We start from the raw sequence: 16,013 nt of genomic DNA on the forward strand, positions 1-16,013 counted from the left end.
CAATGTCTGAGACCCCCGCTTCCGGTGCTTCCTACGCGGCCGCCGGCGTCGACATCGACGCGGGCGACCGCGCCGTAGAACTCATGAAGGAGTGGGTGAAGAAGACGCGGCGCCCCGAGGTGCTTGGCGGCCTCGGCGGGTTCGCCGGGCTCTTCGACGCCTCCGCCCTGAAGCGGTTCGAGCGCCCACTGCTCGCCTCCGCAACGGACGGCGTCGGCACCAAGGTCGACATCGCCCGCAGGCTGGGCGTCTACGACACGATCGGCCACGACCTGGTCGCCATGGTCATGGACGACATCGTGGTGTGCGGCGCCGAGCCGCTCTTCATGACCGACTACATCTGCGTCGGCAAGGTGCATCCCGAGCGTGTCGCGGCCATCGTCAAGGGCATCGCCGAGGGCTGTGTCCTGGCCGGCTGCGCCCTGGTGGGCGGCGAGACGGCCGAACACCCCGGACTGCTCGGCCCGGACGACTTCGACGTCGCCGGCGCCGGTACGGGCGTCGTGGAGGCCGACCGGCTGCTCGGCGCTGACCGTATCCGTACGGGTGACGCGGTGATCGCGATGGCGGCCTCCGGACTTCACTCCAACGGGTACTCGCTCGTACGGCACGTGCTGCTCGACCAGGCCGGACTCGCCCTGGAGACGCGGATCGAGGAGCTCGGCCGCACGCTCGGCGAGGAACTCCTCGTGCCGACCAAGATCTACTCGCTGGACTGCCTGGCGCTGACCCGTACGACCGACGTGCACGCCTTCTCGCACATCACCGGCGGCGGCCTGGCCGCCAACCTCGCCCGGGTGATCCCGGACGGCCTGCACGCGATCGTGGACCGCTCCACCTGGACCCCGGCGCCGATCTTCGACCTCGTCGGGAAGACGGGCCGGGTCGAACGCCTGGAGCTGGAGAAGACCCTCAACATGGGCGTCGGCATGATCGCGATCGTGCCCGAGGACTCCGCCGACGTCGCCCTCGCCACCCTCGCCGACCGCGGGGTGGAGTCCTGGATCGCCGGCGAGATCACCGAACGCGGCGACCACACCACGGGCGCCGAACTGATCGGGGACCACGCGTAACCCGGCCGTACGACCGCAGCGAGGCCGGCGACGGCAGCACAAAACCCGGTCCGGCGATGTTGCCCCGGACCGGGTGAAGTGCGGTTGTTCCGGAAGATGACGGAACTGCGAGGGACGCTGTCGCGTCAAGCGCCTCGACGTTGCGACTGCGGACCGGACTCCTCGTCCTCGTCCTCATCGTCGTCGTTGTAAAGATCCGCGTACTGCGCGTACGGGTCGTCTTCCTCGTCGTCGTCCTCGAACGGCTCGCCATTCGGCGGCTGACTCGAAGTCGAAGCGCCCAGCTCATTGGCCAGACGCGACAGATCGGTCCCGCCGCTGCTGTACTTCAGCTGGCGGGCGACCTTCGTCTGCTTGGCCTTTGCCCGGCCGCGCCCCATGGCTCGACCCCCTCGGATACGGGGCTCGACGGCCCCAGAGTCTTGACACGCGTTCATGATCTGGAACGGACTCTCCATGGAGAGACCGGTCCGTAGGGCTTCCACGGTACCTGAGCCCACGCCCATACGGTACGTCGCCCACAGTACGCGCCTGGCCCCAGACCCTGCGAGGAGCCCCGTCCTCGCTGGTCAACCGCGATTTTAACCACTTCTCGGCAGGCGACCCGCCGACGAACGTGAGAGTTCTCTCGAACTCCTCGCCGACGGGTACCGCACGCCCCTTCCGTGGGCCCGAGCGGGACCTCAGCGTCCGCGGGCGGCGGCCGCCTCGTGCATCCGCTGCTCGGCGATCCGGTCGGCCGCGGCGGCCGGGGGAATGCCGTCCTCCTTCGCACGTGCGAATATGGCCAGCGTGGTGTCGTAGATCTTCGCGGCCTGCGTCCGGCACCGCTCGAAGTCGAACCCGTGCAGCTCGTCGGCGACCTGGATCACGCCGCCGGCGTTCACCACGTAGTCCGGCGCGTAGAGGATCCCGCGGTCGGCGAGGTCCTTCTCCACACCCGGGTGGGCGAGCTGGTTGTTGGCCGCGCCGCAGACCACTCCGGCGGTCAGCACCGGCACGGTCGTGTCGTCCAGGGCCCCGCCGAGCGCGCAGGGCGCGTAGACGTCGAGCCCCTCGATCCGGATCAGCGCCTCCGTGTCCGCGACCACCCGCACGGACGGATGCCGGTCGACGATCCGCCGCACGGACGCCTCGCGCACGTCCGTCACGACGACCTCGGCGCCGTCGTCGAGCAGATGCTGCACGAGGTGGTGCCCCACCTTGCCGACGCCCGCGACGCCGACCGTACGGCCGCGCAGCGACGGGTCGCCCCACAGATGCCGGGCGCTGGCCCGCATGCCCTGGAAGACGCCGAAGGCGGTCAGCACGGACGAGTCGCCCGCGCCGCCGTTCTCCGGTGAACGCCCGGTCGTCCAGCGGCACTCGCGCGCCACGACGTCCATGTCGGCCACATAGGTGCCGACATCGCACGCGGTGACGTACCGACCGCCCAGCGAGGCCACGAACCGGCCGTACGCCAGCAGGAGTTCATCGGTCTTGTCCCGCTCCGGGTCACCGATGATCACGGCCTTGCCGCCGCCGTGGTCGAGCCCGGCCATGGCGTTCTTGTACGACATCCCGCGCGCGAGGTTCAGCGCGTCGGCGACGGCCTCCGCCTCGCTCGCGTACGGGTAGAAGCGCGTACCGCCGAGCGCGGGGCCCAGCGCGGTGGAGTGGACGGCGATGACGGCCTTGAGGCCGCTGGCCCGGTCCTGACAGAGCACGACTTGCTCATGACCGCCCTGGTCCGAGTGGAACAGGGTGTGCAGTACATCAGCATGCGCGCCGGTTACGTCGGTCACGGTGGTGACTCCTGGGTAAGTAGCGGCGGTCGGAGACGGGCTCCCGTGAAGGTGGCGGGTGCCGTGGCACGAGCGTAGAGCGTGCGCTCGACCGCCATCCGCGCAGTGGTGCGGATCACCTACCGGCGGGGCCGGACCGTGCGACGATTCGCAGGGTTTTCCCGCACGTGTGCGAGCGGGTCCCGAGGTTTTCACGACGGCCGGGTGGGGAGGGAGGAGGCGTGCCCAAGGTGTCCTCGGTGATCGTCCCGTACGCGACCTATCTGCGGGTCTACGAACCGCTCGCCGCCTTCCCCGAGCCGGAGCGCGACCACTGGGCGCGCTACGCCCGCCGCCCCGACCGCCCGTCCTACCAGGACGAACTGCGCCGGGCGCTCGCCGATCTGCTGCCCACTCCGCCCGTCCCGGTGCCGGTGCACGAGAGCGCGGACGCGTTCGTGGCCGAGGTCGACGGCGTGGTCTGCGTCTGCCCCTGGCGGACCCGGCTGCGCGGCTGGCTGGCGTTGGCCGACCTCCCCGAGGAGCTCCCGGCCCCGGTCCTGGACGCCGTCCTGCCGCCGCTCGTACGCGACCAGGCCGCCCAGGACTACGAGCGCTGGCTCGCCCGCAACCCGGACGCCCGGCCGTGGATCCGCACGGCGACCTGGCAGGTCCCGCTGAACTGGTTCGTGCTCGTCGCCGACGAGGAGCGCCGCTACGACGAGAGCGCGGGGGACACGCCGCCGATGCTGCGCTACCGCACGCCGATGGTGCAGGCCCGGCGCCGGGTGGCACGGGCGCTGCGGACCCTGAGGGACACGATCGACGAGGGACCGCTGATCGACGGTCTGGTGGACGTGGGGCGCTGGCTGGAGGAGTTCCATCCGCGCTCGCTGGTCGAGCTGGACTACGGCGGGCTCGTGCACGTCCTGCCCGCCGGTGAGCTGGAGGACGACCACTCGGCGGCGGACGTCGCCGCGGGCATCGAGGCGCTGCGGACCGGGGACGGGGCGGCGGCGGGCGAGGCGTACGGCCGGCTCGTGGAGCGCTGGCGGTCGGTCAGGGACCGGCGTTCGGCGAACTGATCCGCTCGAACAAGTGCGCTTAGGATGCTTACGGCGCGTCAACATGGGACGTAGGTCCCGATCCGGGCGTTTGCCGCCAAGCGTGACGGACCGCACGTGCGGATCCCTTGCGCCGCTTGCCCCTCCTCGTGCCAAAATAGGACAAGGAGTCCGGGGAGGACTCTGTCCGTCCCGTTGCGGGTGGAATCTCGGCTATGCGTGCTTTGGGGGGTCTGGATGGAGCCTGATCGCCCTGTGACTGATCGTCACACTGGCGTGACTGTCCGCTATGGCATGGTCCATCGGCTTCCGTCGCTGATGGACACCTGGGAGGGCAATTCCATCGGTTTGGCCTACGCGGTTGGACAGATGGTGTAGTTGTAGTGCCGAGGACAAGCCGTTCGTCCTATAACCGACTCGACCCGCGTCCGCCATTTCGGGCAACGCGGGTCAAGGTGCAGAATTTAGAGGAAAGAACCGAGATGGTTCGGTTCTCCCGAGGAGGCCGCTCATGACCGCTCGCACCCCTGATGCCGAGCCGCTGCTGACCCCGGCTGAGGTCGCCACGATGTTCCGTGTTGACCCCAAGACGGTCACGCGGTGGGCGAAGGCCGGCAAGCTCACGTCGATTCGTACGCTCGGCGGCCATCGCCGTTACCGCGAGGCGGAGGTCCGTGCGCTGCTCGCGGGCATCCCGCAGCAGCGCAGCGAGGCCTGAACAACTCAATAACGGACAAACCGGCAGGTCCCCCAATCGGCCGAGGCGTCCGACACCACAGCTCCAAGCGACGCGGGTTCTGCCCCAACAGGGCCCACGCCCAAGCCTCCTAGGCAAGTGAACAGGGTGCGTCGTCGATCGCGCTGGACTCCGCCGGGTCCAGCGCGATCTTTTTTGTGCCTGGTCGGGGGCGCGTGTGGGGTGGACGGGCCGTCCTGTGAGCGGGCTTGTCGGAGTCTGGGGAGGAGTGTCGGATCTCCTGTGGACCGTCCTCCGTACAAGTGCAATTGCACATATTAAATTGACCAGTTGTACGCGACCTGGAAGTTCCGGAGTTTTTAAAAATCATGCAGTGACACCCGTCACATGCCGGGAAGCTTGTTGCCTCTGTCCCTGGTGCGCTAAAGAGGCCGGCGGCGCCACCGCCCTGACGTGGCACGGGTGTTGGAGATCGCGCCCGCCCCTCACGCGCCGGCGGGGCTCTCCTCGTGGGCGCCCTCCTCGACCGGCTGGGGGCCCTGTTGCGGAGTACGCGGCCCGGAGCCCATCGCCAGCCGCAGCAGCCGGTGGCAGACCGCGCAGTGCCGCGTCAGGTGGCGGTACGGGTAGGACGACGCGGCCGACAGATGCGCGCGGAGCAACGCCCCCGTCTCGTGCCTCACCGTCGCCGCCATACGCCACCCCCGCGCACCCCACCCGGGCCGCGATGAACGGGCCCCGGTTCTCCGAGTACCACTTGAGTACCGAGGGAACCCGACCCCGTCAAGAAGGCTCGCGCCGCGTCTTCGGAAACACGAAGAAGGCCCGCGTCTCCGGGGAGACACGGGCCTCGAACTTCACTGCGGTCCTGACGGGATTTGAACCCGCGGCCTCCACCTTGACAGGGTGGCGAGCACTCCAAGCTGCTCCACAGGACCAGGTTTCGCGGCACTTGATGGTGCGTTGTGCTGCGAGACGAGACTCTACAGGAGGGGGCCCGCCTGGTCGAACTCACTCGGCGTGGGGATCCCGTTACGGCGCCGCCGCGTCGATCGCCTTCACGATGCGCTTGTCGGAGACCGGGTACGCCGTGCCCAGCGCGTGCGCGAAGTAGCTCACCCGGAGCTCCTCGATCATCCAGCGGATGTCCCGCACCGTGGACGGCACCGGCCGCCCCTGGGGCAACTGCTCCAGCAGCCAGGCGTACTCGTCCTGCATCTCGTGGACCTTCTCCATCCGTGTGGTGTCCCGCTGGACCCCCGTCGGCATCTGCTGGAGCCGCCGGTCCGCGGCCACCAGGTAGCGCATCAGGTCGGGCAGCCGCCGTATGCCCGCCGAGGTGACGAACCCCGGCTTCACGAGGGCGTCCAACTGGGCGCGTACGTCAGCGAGGTTGGGGAGGAGGGCGGGGCTGCGGACCGCCTTCAGACGGCGCTCGCAGGCCTGCCAGGCGGCGAGCACCTGCTGGACCTGGCCCACCGTACGGACCGTCGTGTCGACGATCTCCGCGCGCACCTTGTCGTAGAGCTTCCGGTACGACTCCTCGTCCCAGGCCGGCCCCCCGAAGTCGGCGATCAGCCGGTCCGCCGCCGCCATCGCGCAGTCGTCGAAGAGCGCCTGGATCGAACCGTGCGGATTCGCGGACAGGGCGAGCTTCTGCGCGTTGGTCAGCTTCTCGGACGCGAACTTCGCCGCGTTGACGGGGATGTTGCGCACGATCAGCCGACGCGTGCCCTTCCACATCGCCTCCGCCTGCTCGGCCTCCGTGTCGAAGAGCCGTACGGAGACGGTGTCGCCGTCGTCGACCAGCGCCGGGTACGCCTTCACCGGCTGGCCGGCCCGGCGGGTCTCGAATACCCGGGTGAGCGTGCCGATCGTCCAGTCGGTGAGGCCCCTGCGCTCCAGGGACTCCCCGCCCTCGCGCTCGGCGGTGGCCGCCGCGGCCTGCGAGAGGGCCTGACGGGCCTTCGGCCGCAGCCGCAGCTGCAACGCCGCCAGGTTCTTGTCCTCGGCCAGCTTGCGGCGCCGCTCGTCGACGATCCGGAAGGTGACGCGCAGGTGGTCGGGGATCTTCGACCAGTCGAAGTCCTCGGCGGTGAGCGGGACTCCGACCATGCGCTTCAGCTCACGGGCCATCGTCACGGTCAGCGGCTCCTGGAGGGGCACCGCCGTCTCCAGGAAGCGTCCGGCGAAGTTCGGGGCGGGCACGTAGTGGCGGCGGATCGGCTTGGGGAGGGAACGGATCAGCTCCGTCACCACCTCCTCCCGCAGACCCGGGATCTGCCACTCGAACCCCTCGTCCGTGACCTGGTTGAGCACCTGGAGCGGGATGTGGACGGTCACCCCGTCCGCGTCCGCCCCCGGCTCGAACTGGTACGTCACCCGGAACTTCAGCGCTCCCTGGCGCCACGAGTCCGGATAGTCGTCCTTGGTGACCGCGCCGGCCTTCTCGTTGATGAGCATCGAGCGCTCGAAGTCGAGGAAGTCCGGTTCCTCATGGCGCTTGTGCTTCCACCAGGAGTCGAAGTGCGCCCCGGACACGACGTGTTCGGGTACCCGCTGGTCGTAGAAGTCGAAGAGGGTCTCGTCGTCGACGAGGATGTCCCGGCGCCGGGCGCGATGCTCCAACTCCTCGACCTCGGTGAGGAGTCGGCGGTTGTCGGCGAAGAACTTGTGGTGCGTGCGCCAGTCACCCTCGACGAGCGCGTTGCGGATGAACAGCTCGCGGCTGGCTTCCGGGTCGATGCGGCCGTAGTTGACCTTCCGCTGGGCGACGATCGGGACGCCGTAGAGCGTGACCTTCTCGTACGCCATCACCGCCGCCTGGTCCTTCTCCCAGTGCGGTTCGCTGTACGTCCGCTTCAGGAGGTGGCCGGCGAGCGGCTCGACCCACTCGGGTTCGATCTTGGCGTTGACGCGCGCCCAGAGGCGGGAGGTCTCCACCAGTTCGGCGGACATCACGAACCGCGGGGGCTTCTTGAAGAGGGCCGAGCCGGGGAAGACCGCGAACTTGGCGTTGCGGGCGCCGAGATACTCGTTCTTCGCGCCCTCCTTCACGTCCTTCATGCCGATGTGCGAGAGCAGGCCCGCGAGGAGGGAGACGTGGACGCTCTGGCCGGACGCGTCGTCCTCGTTGAGCTGGATGCCCATCTGCTTGGCGACGGTGCGGAGTTGGCTGTAGATGTCCTGCCACTCGCGGATCCGCAGGAAGTTCAGGTACTCCTGCTTGCACATCCGGCGGAACGCCGACGAACCGCGCTCCTTCTGCTGCTCGCGCAGGTAGCGCCACAGGTTGAGGAAGGCGAGGAAGTCGCTGGTCTCGTCCCGGAAGCGGGCGTGCTGCTGGTCGGCCTGGGTCTGCTTGTCGGCGGGGCGCTCGCGCGGGTCCTGGATGGAGAGCGCGGCGGCGATCACCATGACCTCCCGGGCGCAGCCGTTCTTCTCCGCCTCCAGGACCATGCGGGCCAGCCGCGGGTCGACGGGCAGCTGCGCGAGCTTGCGGCCCGTCTCGGTGAGCCGCTTGCGCGCGTCCTGCTGTTCCGGGTCCAACGCACCCAGTTCTTGCAGGAGTTGGACGCCGTCTCGGATGTTGCGGTGGTCCGGCGGGTCGATGAAGGGGAACTTCTCGATGTCGCCGAGGCCGGCCGCGGTCATCTGGAGGATGACGCTCGCCAGGTTGGTCCGGAGGATCTCCGCGTCCGTGAACTCCGGGCGGGCGGTGAAGTCCTCCTCGCTGTAGAGGCGGATGCAGATGCCGTCCGACGTACGGCCGCAGCGGCCCTTGCGCTGGTTGGCGCTGGCCTGGCTGACCGGCTCGATGGGCAGCCGCTGCACCTTCGTGCGGTGGCTGTAGCGGCTGACGCGGGCGAAGCCGGGGTCGATGACGTACTTGATGCCCGGCACGGTGAGGGAGGTCTCGGCCACGTTGGTCGCCAGAACGATCCTGCGCCCGGTGTGCTGCTGGAAGACGCGGTGCTGCTCGGCGTGCGAGAGCCGGGCGTAGAGGGGCAGTACCTCGGTGAACCGGTAGGCCTTCTTGACCAGCGCGTCCGCCGTGTCGCGGATCTCCCGCTCGCCGGAGAGGAAGACGAGGATGTCGCCCTTGCCCTCGGCCTGGAGCTCCTCGACGGCGTCGCAGATCGCGGTGATCTGGTCGCGGTCGGCGTCGTCCGACTCCTCCTCCAGGAGCGGCCGGTAGCGCACCTCGACCGGATACGTGCGCCCGCTGACCTCGATGATCGGGGCGTCGCCGAAGTGCCGGGAGAAGCGCTCGGGGTCGATGGTCGCCGAGGTGATGACGACCTTGAGGTCCGGCCGCTGGGGCAGCAGCCGGGCCAGGTACCCGAGCAGGAAGTCGATGTTGAGGGACCGCTCGTGGGCCTCGTCGATGATGATCGTGTCGTAGGCGCGCAGTTCGCGGTCGGTCTGGATCTCGGCGAGCAGGATGCCGTCCGTCATCAGCTTGATGAAGGTCGAGTCCTGGTTGACCTGGTCGGTGAAGCGGACCTTCCAGCCGACCGCCTCGCCGAGCGGGGTGTCCATCTCCTCCGCGACCCGCTCGGCGACGGTCCGGGCGGCGATCCGGCGCGGCTGGGTGTGCCCGATCATGCCCCGGACGCCCCGGCCGAGTTCGAGACAGATCTTGGGGATCTGGGTGGTCTTGCCGGAGCCGGTCTCACCGGCGACGATCACGACCTGGTGGTCGCGGATCGCCTCGGCGATGTCGTTCTTCCTCTGACTGACGGGCAGCTGCTCGGGATACGTGACGGCGGGGACGCGGGAGCGTCGCTCGCTCATCCGCTGCTCGGCCCTCACCACCTCGGTCTCGATCTCGGCGAGGACGGCGGCGCGGGCCTCCGGCTTGCGGATCCTGCGCGCGCCTTCGAGCCTGCGCCCGAGCCGGTGCGCGTCGCGCAGGGTCAGCTCGGTCAGGCGGGGGGCGAGTGCGCCGAGGGCGGGGGCGGGGGCAGGGTGCGTAGACATACGCGGTCCAGGATCTCACCTCCGCGAAATTCGTGGCGAACCCTTTTGCCGGGGAGGCCGCGGAGTCCGCGCGGACACCGGCCCGGGCCCGCCTGCCGGCTCCGCCGAGCGGGGCCGGGACGCCTGCCGGCTCCGCACAGCTCAGCGAGCCAGGGCGTCTACCGGCTCCGCTGAGCGGGCGGGCCGCCGTCCGCCGGGGTGTTCGCGGCCGCGGTCGTGGTCGGGCTCACGGACGGGGAGGCGGACGCAGAGGCCGGAGCGGGGGTGGGTGCCGACGGGGATGCCGGGGGTGCGGGAGCCGGTACGGATGCGGGTGGTGCGGATGCCGGTGTGCCGGCCGGCGTGGGCTCCGCCCCCGCCGCCGACTCGCGCGTCCGCTCGCGGTGCCGGTCGGCGTCCTGCGCCATGGAACGGGCCGTGTTCGATACGGCCTTGATGCCCAGGTATGCCGTGGTCAGGCTGGTCATCGCGGTGAACGCCGACGTCAGTACACCGACGATGACGGCCCGGTCGGAGCTGAGCCGCCATACCCCGAAGATCGCCACCCCGGTGATCGCGAGGTTGCTGACGACCACCGCGAGCAGGCCGTACCGGGCCCGTTCCCGCTCCAGGTCGGTGTCCCGGACGGCTCTCGCCTCGTCCCCGCTCATCGCGCCCCCGCTCGCAGTTCCGGCTACGACGAAAGCCCCGTCCCGGGTGGGACAGGGCTTTCGATGCGATGTGGCTGGGGCCGGGGTCGAACCGGCGACCTATCGCTTTTCAGGCGATCGCTCGTACCAACTGAGCTACCCAGCCACGAGATTCCCGGGGGAATCTCAGCGGTCCTGACGGGATTTGAACCCGCGGCCTCCACCTTGACAGGGTGGCGAGCACTCCAAGCTGCTCCACAGGACCAAGCTGCTGTGTGCGAACGAGCGACGCAAGTGTCGCACACGGTGTTGCGTGCCCCCAACGGGATTCGAACCCGTGCTACCGCCTTGAAAGGGCGGCGTCCTAGGCCGCTAGACGATGAGGGCTATCGGCCCGCCTGGGCGCTTCTCAGCGCGTCGGGGACGTGAGAAGCATATGGGATGGCGGGAGGTATCGCCAAAACGGTTTACGGAGCCGGGGTCGAGGGGGCGGGGGAGGACGTCGCGGAGGCGGGGGACGGCGTCGGGGCGGAGGCCGACGGCGTCGCGGAGGGCGTGGCGGAGGCGTGCGCCCCGGGGAGGTTCTCCTTGGGGAGGTGGCGGCTGACCTCCGCGGTGGTCAGGCCGAGGCCGCCCAGCCGGATCTCGTCCCAGGCCTGGAGACGGTGGCTGTCCCGGTCGACGTAGAGGATCGACGCCTCGATCGGGTCGGGGTACTTGCCCTCGACCGCGCGCAGTCCGCTGCCGCCCGTCGAGCCCTCGACCCGCAGCCGGGTGCCGCGCGGCAGCACCCGCATCGACTCGTGGTGCAGGTGCCCGGCGAGCGCGAGCGGTACCTCGCCGTCGGTCTCGCGGGCCGCGGCCGGCTCGTGCGCGACGGCGATGTCGACCGGGGTGCCGGCCGCCTTCTGGTCGCGCAGTCCGGCGGCGAGCTGGTAGCCGGCCAGCTGCTCGGCCGCCCCGCCGCCCGGCGCGACCGAGCGGTCGGGGGTGAACTGGGGGTCGCCGACGCCCGCGAAGCGCAGTCCGGCCACGGTCTCGGCGTGGCCGTCGTCGAGGACGTGCACGTTCTTCACGCGCTCCAGATAGCGCTGGGTCACCAGGGAGTCGTGGTTGCCCCGGACCCAGACGTAGGGCGCGCCGAGGTCCGCGATCGGGTCCAGGAAGCCGTTCTCCGCCGCCGTGCCGTGGTCCATGGTGTCGCCGGAGTCGACGATGACGTTCACCTTGTACTGCTCCACCAGCGACGCGATGATCTTCCAGCCGGCCGGGTTGAGATGGATGTCCGAGACGTGCAGCACGCGGATCGTCGTCGGGTCGGGCTGGTAGGCGGGCAGGGTGGACGTGACGTCGTAGAGCTTCGTCACGTTCGTCACCAGGCGGGCCAACTCCTGCTGGTAGACGTTGAATTCGGTGACGATGCTGCGGGCGTTGCCGACCAGGGACGGGGCCGAGGAGAGCAGGCCGGAGAACTTGGGCTCCAGTATCGACCTGGGGTTCCAGGTGGCGTAGGCCGTCGCGCCGGACGCGACGAGCAGGGTGAGGGCGAGGCCGCCGGCGGCCAGGGCGCGGCGCGGGCGGCGGTAGACCGCCAGGCCGAGCGCGCCGGCGCCGGTCACGACGGCGACGCAGGAGCGCAGCGCGAGGTCCAGGGTGCCTCGCTCGACGTCCCGGGCGACCTCGTCCTGGAGGCCGGAGAGCCGTTCGGGGTGGTCGACCAGGGCCTGGGAGCGGACCGGATCGAGCTGGTCGACGTTGACGTCCAGGCGGACGGGGGCGTGGTGGCTGTCGAGCGAGAGGGCGCCCAGCGGCGAGACGTTGATCTTCGTGCCGCCGGTGAGGGACGGGCGCAGGGTCATCGTGGTGTTCATCGGTCCGACCGGGGCCCGTACGTTCCCGACGATCAGCAGCCCCAGCCAGGCGCCGACGAGGACGACCAGGACCAGGCCGAGGGCGCGGGTCCAGGGGTGCGGCTGCGGGACGAGGGCGAGGGCCGGGCGGGGGCGGCGGGCGCGGTGGGGACGGACCAGGGCGTGCCGCGCCCGGCGTAGGCGGCTCAGGGCTGCGACGGGGACGCGGACGCGGACCATTGGGCCCGTATGCCCAGGGGCGGGGACGGGTATGCCGGGCGGTCAGCCCCAGCCGAGTTCGTGCAGCCGCTCGTCCTCGATGCCGAAGTGGTGGGCGACTTCGTGGACGACGGTCACGGCGACCTCGCGCACGACGTCCTGGGCGGTCGCGCAGTGGCGCAGGGTCGGGCCCAGGTAGACCGTGATCCGGTCGGGCAGGACGCCGGCGTACCACTCGCCGCGTTCGGTGAGCGGGGTCCCCTCGTAGAGGCCCAGCAACTCCGGGTCGCCGGGGTCGGGTTCGTCCTCGACGAACACGGCCACGTTGTCCATGACCGCGGCCAGCTCCGGCGGAATCCGGTCCAGGGCCTCGCTCACCAGCTCTTCGAACGCCTCGCGCGTCATTTCCAGCACACGCCCATTGTCCGGGAAGAGCGCCGGTTCGGGGCGGTGACGGCGGGGCCGAGCCCCGGTTCGGGGGCGGCGGTGGGGGGTGGGGGGTGGGGGAAGGATGCCGATGCGGCGACGGCGGGGCCGATCCGGGTGCCGGAGGGGCGATTCCCGGCCGGTGGGGCGCGGGAACGGGCCGGGTACGGGCGTACGACGCTGCGGCGCGTGTCCTCTTGCGGGGGGCGGGAGTTGAGAGGGCGACTCCCTATTCCGCCCCCGGAGGTTGCCCCGTGCGCCCCTTGTACGTACCCGTCCGTCTGGCCGCCGCGGTCGTCGCCGTCGCCGCTGCCGCCGGTTGTATGAGCGTGGGCGACGACGCGGGCGGCGGTGCGCGGCCGTCGCACTCGGCGGGCCACCGGGCCGGCGGGCAGCGCGGCGGCGGCCCCGGGGTGCCGGGCGGCGAGGCCGGGCACGGCGGCCGGCGGGGCGACGGCCAGCACGGGCGCGGGGAAGGGAAGGCGGAGCCGTCGGAGTCGGCGTCGGAGTCGGCACCGCCGGCCACGGGGGGCGAGGACGACGTACCCGCCTCCGCGGCGCCTCGGCCGGGGGCGAGCGGGAAGCCGGGGGCGCCCACCACGGAGGTCCCGCAGCCGACCCCGACCCGGCCGCTTCCGCCCCCGGACCCCACGCCGGCCTCCGGCTCGCCGTCCCCCACTCCGACGGTCGCGGAGCCCTCGTCCTCCGCCCACGAGGGCACCACGCCCCAGCTGACCGAGCGCGAACCGGCGCCCCGGGCGGGGTCACCGGCGTAGGGCGGCGGCCGTGCGGTGCGGTGTGACGCAGGTCAAAGGGGCGCGGTTTGCCTTCGGAGGTGGTGGGTGCGTATGGTGGTAGATCGTTTGATACCAATTGCCCGGCGCCACTGCAGAGCGCGCCGTGTGGCGCGTACTCTCCCTTGCCGTGGCGGACCGCATAGAGGCGGTCGTAATGCGAAACACGGAGTTGACGGGCGCGTGCCGACGAGACTCCGGAAGGTTTCGCATTCGCATGTCCATTTCCAGTACTGATCACGTCGTCGTGCCCGAGAACAGCGAGAACGAGGACACGGTGGACGCCCCCGAGGTCACCTTCACCGACCTCGGGCTCCCCGAGGGCGTGGTGCGCAAGCTCGCCCAGAACGGCGTGACCAGCCCCTTCCCGATCCAGGCCGCGACCATCCCGGACGCCCTGCTCGGCAAGGACATCCTCGGCCGGGGCCGTACCGGCTCCGGCAAGACCCTCGCCTTCGGCCTGCCGGCCCTGGCGACGCTGGCCGGCGGCCGCACCGAGAAGAAGCGCCCCCGCGCCGTCATCCTCACCCCGACGCGTGAGCTCGCGATGCAGGTCGCGGACGCCCTCCAGCCCTACGGCGACGTCCTCGGCCTGAAGATGAAGGTCGTCTGCGGCGGCACGTCCATGAGCAACCAGATCTACGCCCTCGAGCGTGGCGTCGACGTTCTGGTCGCCACCCCGGGCCGGCTGCGCGACATCATCAACCGCGGCGCCTGCTCCCTGGAGGACGTGCAGATCGCGGTCCTCGACGAGGCCGACCAGATGTCGGACCTGGGCTTCCTGCCCGAGGTCACCGAGCTGCTCGACCAGATCCCGGGCGGCGGCCAGCGCATGCTGTTCTCGGCGACCATGGAGAACGAGATCTCCACGCTGGTCAAGCGCTACCTGACCGACCCGGTCACGCACGAGGTCGACAGCGCCCAGGGCAACGTCACCACGATGTCCCACCACATCCTGATCGTGAAGCCCAAGGACAAGGCGCCGGTCACCGCCGCGATCGCCTCCCGCAAGGGCCGCACCATCATCTTCGTCCGCACCCAGCTGGGCGCCGACCGCATCGCCGAGCAGCTCTGCGACTCCGGTGTGAAGGCCGACGCGCTGCACGGCGGCATGACCCAGGGCGCCCGCACCCGCGTGCTGGAGGACTTCAAGAAGGGCTACGTCAACGCGCTCGTCGCGACCGACGTCGCCGCCCGCGGCATCCACGTCGACGGCATCGACCTGGTCCTGAACGTGGACCCGGCCGGCGACCACAAGGACTACCTGCACCGCGCCGGCCGTACGGCCCGTGCCGGTCGCACCGGAACCGTCGTCTCCCTCTCGCTGCCGCACCAGCGCCGGCAGATCTTCCGGCTGATGGAGGACGCGGGTGTCGACGCCGGCCGTCACATCATCAACTCCGGTACGGCCTTCGAGCCCGAGGTCGCCGAGATCACCGGCGCCCGTTCGATGACCGAGGTCCAGGCCGAGTCGGCGGGCAACGCCGCCCAGCAGGCCGAGCGTGAGGTCTCCCAGCTCACCAAGGAGCTGGAGCGGGCCACCCGCCGCGCGTCCGAGCTGCGCGAGGAGGCCGACCGTCTGGTCGCCCGCGCCGCCCGCGAGCGTGGCGACGACCCCGAGACCGCGGTCGCCGAGGCCGCCGCCGTGGTGGAGGCCGAGGCCGTGGTGGCGGAGCAGCCGGTCGCCGAGGCGCCGGCCCGTCAGGAGTCCTCCTCCTACGAGCGTCCGCGCCAGCAGCGTGACGAGCGCGGCAACTACGAGCGCCGTGACCGCCGGGACGACCGTCCCTCCGGTGGCTTCCGTCGCGACGACCGTCGTGACGGTGACCGCGGTGGCCGTTCCTTCGAGCGTCGTGACGAGCGTCCCTCCGGCTCCGGTGGTTTCCGCCGCGACGACCGTCGTGACGGCGGTGACCGTGGCGGCTTCCGCCGCGACGACCGTCCGTCGGGCGGGAGCGGTGGCGGCTTCCGTCGCGACGACCGTCGTGACGGTGACCGCGGTGGCCGTTCCTTCGAGCGGCGTGACGAGCGTCCCTCCGGCTCGGGTGGTTTCCGCCGCGACGACCGCCGCGACGACCGTCCCTCCGGTGGTTTCCGCCGGGACGACCGTCGTGACGGTGACCGCGGTGGCCGTTCCTTCGAGCGGCGTGACGAGCGTCCCTCCGGCTCGGGTGGTTTCCGCCAGGACGACCGTCGTGACGGCGGCGACCGTGGCGGCTTCCGCCGCGACGACCGTCCCGCGGGTCACCGGGGCAGCGACCGTCCCTTCAACCGCGACCGCCAGAGCGAGCGTCCGGCCTTCCGCACCGGCGGCCACGACCGCCCGTACGGCCGCCGTGACGATCACCGGGGCAGCGGAACCGGCACCGGTTCCCCGTCCGCCGGCCGCCGCGACGACAAGCCGCGCTGGAAGCGCAACGGCTGACGCACAGGCAGCCGGCCACAGGCTGACGTGAGAGAAACCCCCGCCCGGGTTCGGGCGGGGGTTTTTTCCGGCCACACCGAGTTTCTGCCG

At 70.9% G+C, this 16,013-nt stretch carries 12 protein-coding genes and 4 tRNA genes; 5 read left to right on the plus strand and 11 right to left on the minus strand.

Annotated features, from left to right (window positions below; all coding sequences use genetic code 11):
• Positions 1 to 2 precede the first annotated feature (2 nt).
• Positions 3 to 1,073, plus strand: coding sequence for a phosphoribosylformylglycinamidine cyclo-ligase (gene purM / locus ABZT12_RS03620; RefSeq protein WP_356376539.1), 1,071 nt, complete (start codon positions 3 to 5; stop codon positions 1,071 to 1,073).
• A 125-nt stretch (positions 1,074 to 1,198) separates the two neighbouring features.
• Here purM and ABZT12_RS03625 read toward each other — a convergent pair whose 3' ends face one another.
• Positions 1,199 to 1,453 (minus strand): DUF3073 domain-containing protein, encoded by a 255-nt coding sequence (locus ABZT12_RS03625; protein ID WP_356376542.1) that lies wholly within the window; start codon positions 1,451 to 1,453, stop codon positions 1,199 to 1,201.
• Between the two features lie 303 nt (positions 1,454 to 1,756).
• Positions 1,757 to 2,857 (minus strand): Glu/Leu/Phe/Val dehydrogenase dimerization domain-containing protein, encoded by a 1,101-nt coding sequence (locus ABZT12_RS03630; RefSeq protein WP_356376545.1) that lies wholly within the window; start codon positions 2,855 to 2,857, stop codon positions 1,757 to 1,759.
• A 221-nt stretch (positions 2,858 to 3,078) separates the two neighbouring features.
• On the opposite strand from ABZT12_RS03630, the gene ABZT12_RS03635 reads away from it, so the two are divergent.
• Together ABZT12_RS03635 and bldC are read left to right on the plus strand one after the other, a co-directional pair.
• Positions 3,079 to 3,921 (plus strand): hypothetical protein, encoded by an 843-nt coding sequence (locus ABZT12_RS03635; protein ID WP_356376548.1) that lies wholly within the window; start codon positions 3,079 to 3,081, stop codon positions 3,919 to 3,921.
• Between the two features lie 490 nt (positions 3,922 to 4,411).
• Complete coding sequence (gene bldC / locus ABZT12_RS03640) at positions 4,412 to 4,618, plus strand: developmental transcriptional regulator BldC (protein WP_003949541.1); 207 nt, start codon at positions 4,412 to 4,414, stop codon at positions 4,616 to 4,618.
• A 464-nt stretch (positions 4,619 to 5,082) separates the two neighbouring features.
• Here the strand turns inward: bldC and ABZT12_RS03645 are convergent, their stop codons facing one another.
• The 9 genes from ABZT12_RS03645 to ABZT12_RS03685 form a co-directional block, all read right to left on the minus strand.
• A complete protein-coding gene (locus ABZT12_RS03645; RefSeq protein WP_356376551.1) occupies positions 5,083 to 5,292 on the minus strand; it encodes a DUF6274 family protein in 210 nt (69 codons plus the stop codon).
• 168 nt (positions 5,293 to 5,460) lie between these two features.
• Positions 5,461 to 5,535, minus strand: a tRNA-Asp gene (locus tag ABZT12_RS03650).
• Positions 5,536 to 5,629: 94 nt separating this feature from the next.
• A complete protein-coding gene (gene hrpA, locus ABZT12_RS03655; RefSeq protein ID WP_356376554.1) occupies positions 5,630 to 9,580 on the minus strand; it encodes an ATP-dependent RNA helicase HrpA in 3,951 nt (1,316 codons plus the stop codon).
• Between the two features lie 158 nt (positions 9,581 to 9,738).
• Positions 9,739 to 10,230: a hypothetical protein gene (locus tag ABZT12_RS03660; RefSeq protein ID WP_356376557.1), complete on the minus strand. Its 492-nt coding sequence runs from the start codon at positions 10,228 to 10,230 to the stop codon at positions 9,739 to 9,741.
• 71 nt (positions 10,231 to 10,301) lie between these two features.
• A tRNA-Phe gene (locus tag ABZT12_RS03665) sits at positions 10,302 to 10,375 on the minus strand.
• A gap of 24 nt (positions 10,376 to 10,399) precedes the next feature.
• Positions 10,400 to 10,474, minus strand: a tRNA-Asp gene (locus tag ABZT12_RS03670).
• A 49-nt stretch (positions 10,475 to 10,523) separates the two neighbouring features.
• Positions 10,524 to 10,596: transfer RNA gene (locus ABZT12_RS03675), tRNA-Glu, on the minus strand.
• Between the two features lie 80 nt (positions 10,597 to 10,676).
• Entirely contained in the window at positions 10,677 to 12,299 is a 1,623-nt protein-coding gene (locus tag ABZT12_RS03680) for a metallophosphoesterase (RefSeq protein ID WP_356376560.1), read from the minus strand.
• A 42-nt stretch (positions 12,300 to 12,341) separates the two neighbouring features.
• The gene (locus tag ABZT12_RS03685; RefSeq protein WP_356376563.1) at positions 12,342 to 12,692 is read right to left on the minus strand and encodes a metallopeptidase family protein; all 351 of its coding nucleotides are present in this window, start codon (positions 12,690 to 12,692) and stop codon (positions 12,342 to 12,344) included.
• Between the two features lie 266 nt (positions 12,693 to 12,958).
• Here ABZT12_RS03685 and ABZT12_RS03690 point away from each other — a divergent pair, with 266 nt between their 5' ends.
• Together ABZT12_RS03690 and ABZT12_RS03695 are read left to right on the plus strand one after the other, a co-directional pair.
• A complete protein-coding gene (locus ABZT12_RS03690) occupies positions 12,959 to 13,480 on the plus strand; it encodes a hypothetical protein (protein ID WP_356376566.1) in 522 nt (173 codons plus the stop codon).
• 235 nt (positions 13,481 to 13,715) lie between these two features.
• Positions 13,716 to 15,923, plus strand: a complete 2,208-nt coding sequence (locus tag ABZT12_RS03695; RefSeq protein ID WP_356376569.1) for a DEAD/DEAH box helicase — start codon at positions 13,716 to 13,718, stop codon at positions 15,921 to 15,923.
• The last annotated feature ends 90 nt before the right edge of the window (positions 15,924 to 16,013 follow it).

The organism is Streptomyces sp. NPDC005423, assembly GCF_040606415.1.
Taxonomy (GTDB): Bacteria; Actinomycetota; Actinomycetes; order Streptomycetales; family Streptomycetaceae; genus Streptomyces.

What these genes read in the sequence shown, in the direction of transcription:
- purM (WP_356376539.1), top strand. Translation starts at nt 3, where the DNA reads ATGTCTGAGACCCCCGCTTCCGGTGCTTCCTACGCGGCCGCCGGCGTC.
- ABZT12_RS03625 (WP_356376542.1), bottom strand. Translation starts at nt 1,453, where the DNA reads ATGGGGCGCGGCCGGGCAAAGGCCAAGCAGACGAAGGTCGCCCGCCAG.
- bldC (WP_003949541.1), top strand. Translation starts at nt 4,412, where the DNA reads ATGACCGCTCGCACCCCTGATGCCGAGCCGCTGCTGACCCCGGCTGAG.
- ABZT12_RS03645 (WP_356376551.1), bottom strand. Translation starts at nt 5,292, where the DNA reads ATGGCGGCGACGGTGAGGCACGAGACGGGGGCGTTGCTCCGCGCGCAT.
- hrpA (WP_356376554.1), bottom strand. Translation starts at nt 9,580, where the DNA reads ATGTCTACGCACCCTGCCCCCGCCCCCGCCCTCGGCGCACTCGCCCCC.
- ABZT12_RS03660 (WP_356376557.1), bottom strand. Translation starts at nt 10,230, where the DNA reads ATGAGCGGGGACGAGGCGAGAGCCGTCCGGGACACCGACCTGGAGCGG.
- ABZT12_RS03680 (WP_356376560.1), bottom strand. Translation starts at nt 12,299, where the DNA reads ATGGTCCGCGTCCGCGTCCCCGTCGCAGCCCTGAGCCGCCTACGCCGG.
- ABZT12_RS03695 (WP_356376569.1), top strand. Translation starts at nt 13,716, where the DNA reads ATGTCCATTTCCAGTACTGATCACGTCGTCGTGCCCGAGAACAGCGAG.